The following is a 6,559-nucleotide window of genomic DNA, read 5'->3' as shown; positions in this document are numbered from 1 at the left end:
GTTCGGAGGGAACCCTGGGCATCATCACCAGGGTGCTGCTCAAGCTGATCCCGCCACCCGCCGCGCGCAAAACCATGCTGGCCGTCTATGACAACATGGAAAACGCGGCCAAGACGGTTTCCGCCATCATCAAAGCCAAGATCATCCCGTGCACCCTGGAGTTTCTCGACAAGGTCACGATCAATTGCGTGGAGGATTACGCGGCGATCGGTTTGCCGCGCGAGGCGGAAGCTCTCCTGCTCATCGAGAGCGACGGGCATCCTGTCGCGGTGGAGGAGGAGGCTGCCGCCATGGCTGCCATCGCCAAGGCCAACGGGGCGGGGGAAGTGAAAATCGCCGCCACCCCCGAAGAGGCTGCCTCGCTCGCGTCGGCCCGCCGGACCGCTTTTTCCGCTTTGGCCCGGGTCGGTCCGACTACGATCCTGGAAGACGCCACCGTGCCGCGCAACCGTTTGCCGGAGATGGTCCGCTGCATCCAGGAAACGGGCCGCCGCCACAATCTCAAGATCGGCACCTTCGGCCACATGGGCGACGGGAATCTGCACCCGACCTTTTTGACCAACGAGAAAAACAAAGAGGAAATGCACCGCGTTGAGGAAGCGATGAAAGACATTTTCGCGCAGGCCATCGCGCTGGGCGGCACGATCACCGGCGAACACGGTGTCGGTCTGGCCAAAAAAGATTTCCTCCCCGGCGCGATCGGCGAGCTGAACGTCGGGGTCATGCGCAGCATCAAAGCGGCTTTCGACCCGCTGGGACTTTTGAACCCCGGGAAAATTTTCGACCCGCGGCCGTGAGCGACCTTTCCCTCAAGTCGCTCGATTACTCGGTGCTCCAGCAGTGCATGCACTGCGGCATGTGCCTGCCGACTTGTCCGACTTACGACGCGACGAAGCTCGAGAAGCACAGCCCGCGGGGTCGCATCGCCCTCATGCGGGCCATCGCCGACGACCATCTCCCCCTGGGGCGCGACTTCGGCGAGGAGATGTCCTACTGCCTCGGCTGCCTGGCCTGCGAAACCGCCTGTCCGGCCGGGGTGGACTACGCCCACCTTTTCGAGGTGGCGCGGGCCGACGTGGAAAAATCCGGCGTTATGGCCAACCCCGTGCGCTCCGGCATCCGCACCGCTCTGCTCAAAATTCTTTTTACCCGTCCGCGGTTGCTGCGACTGGTCGGACGGATGCTCTGGCTTTACCAGGCGACGGGTGCGCAATGGGTTTTCCGCCGGCTTGGTTTGACCCGCTTGCTTCCGGCCAAATTGCGTGAGCTGGAGCCGATGACGCCGGTTGTGCTGCCGAAGTTTTCCCATCAGTTGATCCGTCCCGTGGAGAAGCCGGTCGGCGGAACCCGCTACCGCGTCGGTCTTTTGACCGGTTGCGTGCAGGATCTGGTCTTCGCCGACATCAACCGCGATACGGCCGACGTTTTGCTGGCCAACGGGTGCGAGGTGGTCACGCCGCCGGTGCAACCGTGTTGCGGCTCCATCCACGGCCACAATGGCGAGCATGCGGTGGCGCAGGAGATGGCGCGAAGGATGATCGACCTTTTCGACCCGTCCGGCTTCGATGCCATCATCACCAATGCCGCAGGTTGCGGCTCGCACCTGAAGCACTACGCCCGCCTCCTCGGAGACGACTCGGATTACGCCGCGCGGGCACGGGAATGGGACCGCAAGTTGAAAGATATCAACGAATGGCTGGTGGAAATCGGGTTCCGCGTCCCCGCAGGCCAAGTGGCCCCGCAAAAGGTGACCTACCACGAGGCATGCCACCTTTGCCACGGACAGAAGATCACCAAGCAGCCGAGGGAAATCCTGCGTGCCATTCCCGGAGTCGAGCTGACCGAGTTGCCCGAGTCCAACTGGTGCTGCGGAAGTGCCGGCGTTTACAATATCACCCAACCGCAAACCGCCGCCGTTCTGCAAGAGCGCAAAGTCGGCAAGATTGCCTCCACCGGCGCCGCGGTGGTGGCCACCTGCAATCCCGGTTGCCATTTGCAGCTGGTCAACGGAACCCGGCAGGCGGGCCTTGATATTCGGGTGACCCAGCCGGTCTCGCTGCTGGCGCGCGCTTACCGCGAGGAATCATCCAAGTCATGAGCGGGGAGGTGGCCACGATAAAGGGTTACGGTCCGGGGCGTGCCGAGTGGCTTGGCAACCATACGGATTACCATGACGGCCCCGGCGGACCGCGCTACCGGGCCGGTTGCGTGTTCGGGATGATGGCTGGGTTCATGGCGCGCGGCTACAGGAGCTCTGAAGAGCTGGACCGAAAACGCTCCAAAACCCACTACAAGCAACAACCGGCAGAACTTCAGACAGGAGCACTCCCACTTACGGGGTCAGGCCAGCCGCGCTTGAAGGCTCTGGGAGCCACGCCGTGGATTTGTTTGAAGACGCGGGAAAAGTGGTAGGGGTCATCGAAGCCGACAGTCTGGCCGACGGCTTTGATTGTATCGTCGGAGCGCAGGAGCAGTTTCGCAGCATGATGCATGCGCAGGCGGGCGAGGAACTGCGTGGCGGTTTGTCCGGTGTGCTCGCGGAAAAGGCGCGAAAAGTATTCCGGGCCAACGTGGCAGGCCCGGGCCACCTCTCCGAGATTGCGTACACTCGCGTAGTTCGCCGTCAGGTAGTCCCGGCAACGGTCGAAGACGTGGCGGCGCTGTGTCGTTGACCGCGGCGCAGCATCCGGTTCGGCTCCGAGTCTGGTGAGTAGAGCTTCCAAGATCGCCGTGGTCACCGCTGCTTGGCCCCGCGCGGGCAATGCTGTGCAGGAAAGCAGTTGCTCGTAGAGAGCGATGACTCCGCGCCCATCGGCCAGTTGCCGCACGCGCGTCGTCCACAGTCCGGCGTCCCGCAGGCCCTGTCGTGCCGACGTTCCGCGGAAGTCGGCGAAATATTTCCCGTGCGGCCCGCTTCCTGTCGCGCGGATTCCGCCGGCGTGATTTGGACCGTAAGCAACCACTGTCCCGGCGGCAGCGGGCACCCATTGTCCGTCCTCGCGCACTTCCCATGCACCGCTTTCAAGCAACTCAACCGCATGCCAGCGGAAGGATGGGCGATCGACGAGAAAACCCGGCCCGCATTCCTCATATCCTGCGCAAACCAGAACGAGTGAACTTCGCGTAGAGGTCTCGGGAAAAATATAGCGTCCGCGCCGGATGTGCGGCGCGACAAAATCGGGCGGGGGAGAGGTGGGGGAAGGCACTGAGATCAAAATCATCCATGATGTGGTCAATTCAATCCATGGAAATTCGCTGCGACCTTGCTAAAAAGACATTTAGTCATCTCCCCAATGCTCAAAGGAATCCATCCTGTCATCAGTCCGGACCTGCTGAAAACGCTGGCCGAGATGGGGCATGGCGATGAACTCGTCCTGGCCGACGCCCACTTTCCAGCGCACAGCCTCCACTCCCGCGTGCTGCGGGCTGATGGGGTGGCGGCGACCACACTTTTGTCCGGGATCTTGCCGCTTTTCGAACACGATGCCTACGCTGCGCCACTCGTCATGATGGCACCGGTGGCCGGAGATAAGCTCGATCCGGCGGTTGAAGAGAAATACATGATCGCAATCCGCGCCATTTGTCCCGGAGCTGACGACCCCGAACGCATCGACCGCTTTGCTTTCTACGAACGCACCAAGAATGCCTACGCTGTGGTTGTGACCGGCGAGACGGCCAAATACGGCAACATCATCCTGAAAAAAGGCGTCACGGAGGGTCCGAATTTATGAAGCAAAATTTGGCCGGTCTTATTTCCTTATCCCATCAGATCGGCCGCGAGGACCGCCGGTTGGCCATACTAGGCGAGGGCAATACCAGCACGGATCTTGGCGACGGAACCTTCTTGGTCAAGTCGTCCGGTTGCAGCTTGTCTACTTTGGACGAGGCCGGCATCAGCCGCGTCAAGATGGCCCCAATCCTCGCCGCTTTGGACGACCAAAATCTCGACGACTCCGGAGTCAAAGCGATTCTGGAATGCTCCCGGGCCGACGATTCGCCGCGCCTTCCTTCCGTGGAAACTTTTATGCATGCGGTCTGTCTCGACGAGGGCGGGGCCAAGTGGGTTGGCCACTGCCATGCGGAATCGGTCATGGCCATTCTCTGCTCCGAGCACGGCGGCAAACCCTTCCTCAACCACATTTTTCCCGACGCCATCGTGGTGTGCGGCCGTCATGTCGCGGTTGTGCCCTACATTGACCCCGGCTTGGCTTTGGCCGTCGAGGTCCGTCGCGTGCTCCGCGAGTTTCGCGCGGACCACGGAGCAGCCCCGAAAGTCATCCTCCTGGAAAACCACGGCCCCGTCGCCCTTGGTGCCTCCGACTCCGAAGTGATGAACATTCTCCTGATGCTCGACAAGTGGGCGCGTGTCTTGGCCGGAACTCTCGCTGTGGGTGGTCCGAAATTCCTTCCTTCCGCAGTAAGCGACCGTATCGACCAACGCCCCGACGAACATTACCGCCGCACCCAAATCGGGAAAGGTGCTGCCTGAGGAGGCAGCTGTTTCCCCCTGAAGCTCACCACATCCTGAAAGCTGAACACTGAAAACTGAACACTTCCCTATGAAAAACCCCGTCCTCTCCAATCTCCCCAAAGTCGGTATCCGTCCAACGATCGACGGGCGCCTCGGTGGCGTGCGCGAATCGCTCGAAGCCCAGACCATGGGCATGGCCAAAGTCACGGCCAAGCTCATCTCGTCGAAACTCCGTTATCCGACCGGCGAACCGGTCAAATGCGTCATTGCCGACACGTGCATCGGCGGCGTGGCCGAGGCCGCTGCTTGCGCGGAAAAGTTCCGCCAAGAAAACGTCGGAGTCTCGCTGACCGTGACCCCTTGCTGGTGCTACGGCTCCGAGACGATGGATGCCGACCCGTCGGTGCCCAAAGCGGTCTGGGGCTTCAACGGCACCGAGCGCCCCGGCGCGGTTTACCTCGCCGCGGTCTTGGCCGGTCACACCCAGAAAGGCTTGCCCGCTTTCGGGATCTACGGACGCGACGTGCAGGACGGCGGGGACAAAAACATTCCCGACGATGTGGAGGAAAAAATCCTCCGCTTCGTCCGCGCCGGACTGGCCGCCGCGACGATGCGGGGCCGCGCCTATCTGGCCATGGGCGGAACCTCCATGGGGATCGCCGGGTCGATCGTCGATCCCGCCTTTTTCGAGCGCTGGCTCGGCATGCGGGTCGAGTCGGTCGACATGACCGAATTCATCCGCCGCATCGAGCGCGGCATCTATGACAAAGCAGAGTTCGCCAAGGCCCTCAAATGGGTCAAAGCAAACTGCAAAGAAGGCAAGGATTGGAACAGCCCGAAGACCAAACGTCCGCGCAAGCGGCTCGACGCGGAGTGGGAGATATCGGTCAAGATGGCCCTCATCGCGCGCGACCTCATGGTCGGCAACCCGCAACTGGCCAAGATGGGCTTTGGGGAAGAGGCTCAGGGTCACCATGCAATCGCCTCCGGCTTCCAAGGTCAGCGCCAATGGACCGACCATATGCCCAACGGTGATTTCCTCGAGGCCATCCTCAGCACGTCTTTCGATTGGAACGGTCCGCGCGCCCCTTACATCGTGGCCACCGAGAACGACGCCCTCAACGGTGCGAGCATGCTTTTCGGCCACCTGCTGACCAACACCGCGCAGATCTTTGCCGATCTGCGCACTTATTGGAGTGCGGATGCCATCAAACGCGTCTCCGGTGAAACCCCGAGCGGACCGGCCGCGCAGGGTTTGCTCCACCTCATCAACTCGGGACCGGCCGCTCTGGACGGCTGCGGCGAACAAAAGATCAACGGCCAGCCGGCGATGAAGCCTTTCTGGGACATCACCCCGGCCGAGGTGAAGGCCTGCATCGGGGCGACGTCTTGGCATCCGTCGATCACCGAGTATTTCCCCGGCGGCGGATGGAGCACGCGTTATGTCACGCGGGGCGGCATGCCGGCCACGATTTACCGGATCAACCTTGTGCACGGACTCGGACCCGCATTGCAGATCGCCGAGGGACAAACCGTGGAGTTGCCGGAGAAAACACATCGCCTTCTCGAGGAGCGGACGAATCCGACGTGGCCCACGACATGGTTCGCCCCGCGTCTCACCGGGCAGGGGGCCTTCGGCGACACCTACTCGGTGATGAACAACTGGGGCGCGAACCACTGCGTTATGAGTTACGGCCATATCGGCGCCGACCTAATCAGCCTGGCCAGCATCCTGCGTATCCCGGTCTACATGCACAATGTCGACCGCGGGCAGGTGTTTCGTCCGAGCGCCTGGTCCGCCTTCGGCACCGATGACCTGATGGGCGCCGACTTCCGCGCCTGCGCCAACTTCGGTCCGCTCTATTGACCGGCTTCCGCCCGGGAAAATCGCACCATGCCAACTCCATCGCGTCTGGCCGCTTCGCCGCAGATGCCGCATGATACGAGCATGTTTCAAAAGCCTAGTGCTCAGTAACAGCTACAATTTCGGATAAAGTCTGAGCAGTTTGATGCGGGCATCTTCGGTGGTGAAGCGCCAGTTGATAGGAGCGCCGCGGTTGTTGCGGTGGTTTTGCCAAGCGGAGATTT

The 6,559-nt window shown here is 61.8% G+C and carries 6 protein-coding genes; 5 read left to right on the top strand and 1 reads right to left on the bottom strand.

Features of this window, described 5'->3' with window-relative positions:
- On the top strand, nt 1-797 hold a 797-nt coding region (locus FGM15_13310), incomplete at its 5' end, for a glycolate oxidase subunit GlcD (protein MBU3666836.1).
- Between the two features lie 47 nt (nt 798-844).
- A complete protein-coding gene (locus FGM15_13305) occupies nt 845-2,098 on the top strand; it encodes a (Fe-S)-binding protein (GenBank protein ID MBU3666835.1) in 1,254 nt (417 codons plus the stop codon).
- 214 nt (nt 2,099-2,312) lie between these two features.
- Here the strand turns inward: FGM15_13305 and FGM15_13300 are convergent, their stop codons facing one another.
- Nucleotides 2,313-3,221, bottom strand: a complete 909-nt coding sequence (locus FGM15_13300; protein ID MBU3666834.1) for a helix-turn-helix domain-containing protein — start codon at nt 3,219-3,221, stop codon at nt 2,313-2,315.
- Nucleotides 3,222-3,293: 72 nt separating this feature from the next.
- Between FGM15_13300 and fucU the strand changes: the two genes are divergently transcribed.
- The 3 genes from fucU (at nt 3,294) to FGM15_13285 (ending at nt 6,338) form a co-directional block, all read left to right on the top strand.
- Nucleotides 3,294-3,731 (top strand): L-fucose mutarotase, encoded by a 438-nt coding sequence (fucU, locus tag FGM15_13295; protein ID MBU3666833.1) that lies wholly within the window; start codon nt 3,294-3,296, stop codon nt 3,729-3,731.
- Nucleotides 3,728-4,489, top strand: a complete 762-nt coding sequence (locus tag FGM15_13290) for an aldolase (protein ID MBU3666832.1) — start codon at nt 3,728-3,730, stop codon at nt 4,487-4,489. The genes fucU and FGM15_13290 overlap by 4 nt, the downstream gene beginning before the upstream one ends.
- Before the next feature lie 70 nt (nt 4,490-4,559).
- Nucleotides 4,560-6,338, top strand: coding sequence for an L-fucose isomerase (locus FGM15_13285; protein MBU3666831.1), 1,779 nt, complete (start codon nt 4,560-4,562; stop codon nt 6,336-6,338).
- The last annotated feature ends 221 nt before the right edge of the window (nt 6,339-6,559 follow it).

Source organism: Chthoniobacterales bacterium, from assembly GCA_018883245.1.
In the GTDB taxonomy this organism is placed as follows: domain Bacteria; phylum Verrucomicrobiota; class Verrucomicrobiia; order Chthoniobacterales; family JACTMZ01; genus JACTMZ01.
This window is presented reverse-complemented; position numbering and strand designations above follow the sequence as displayed.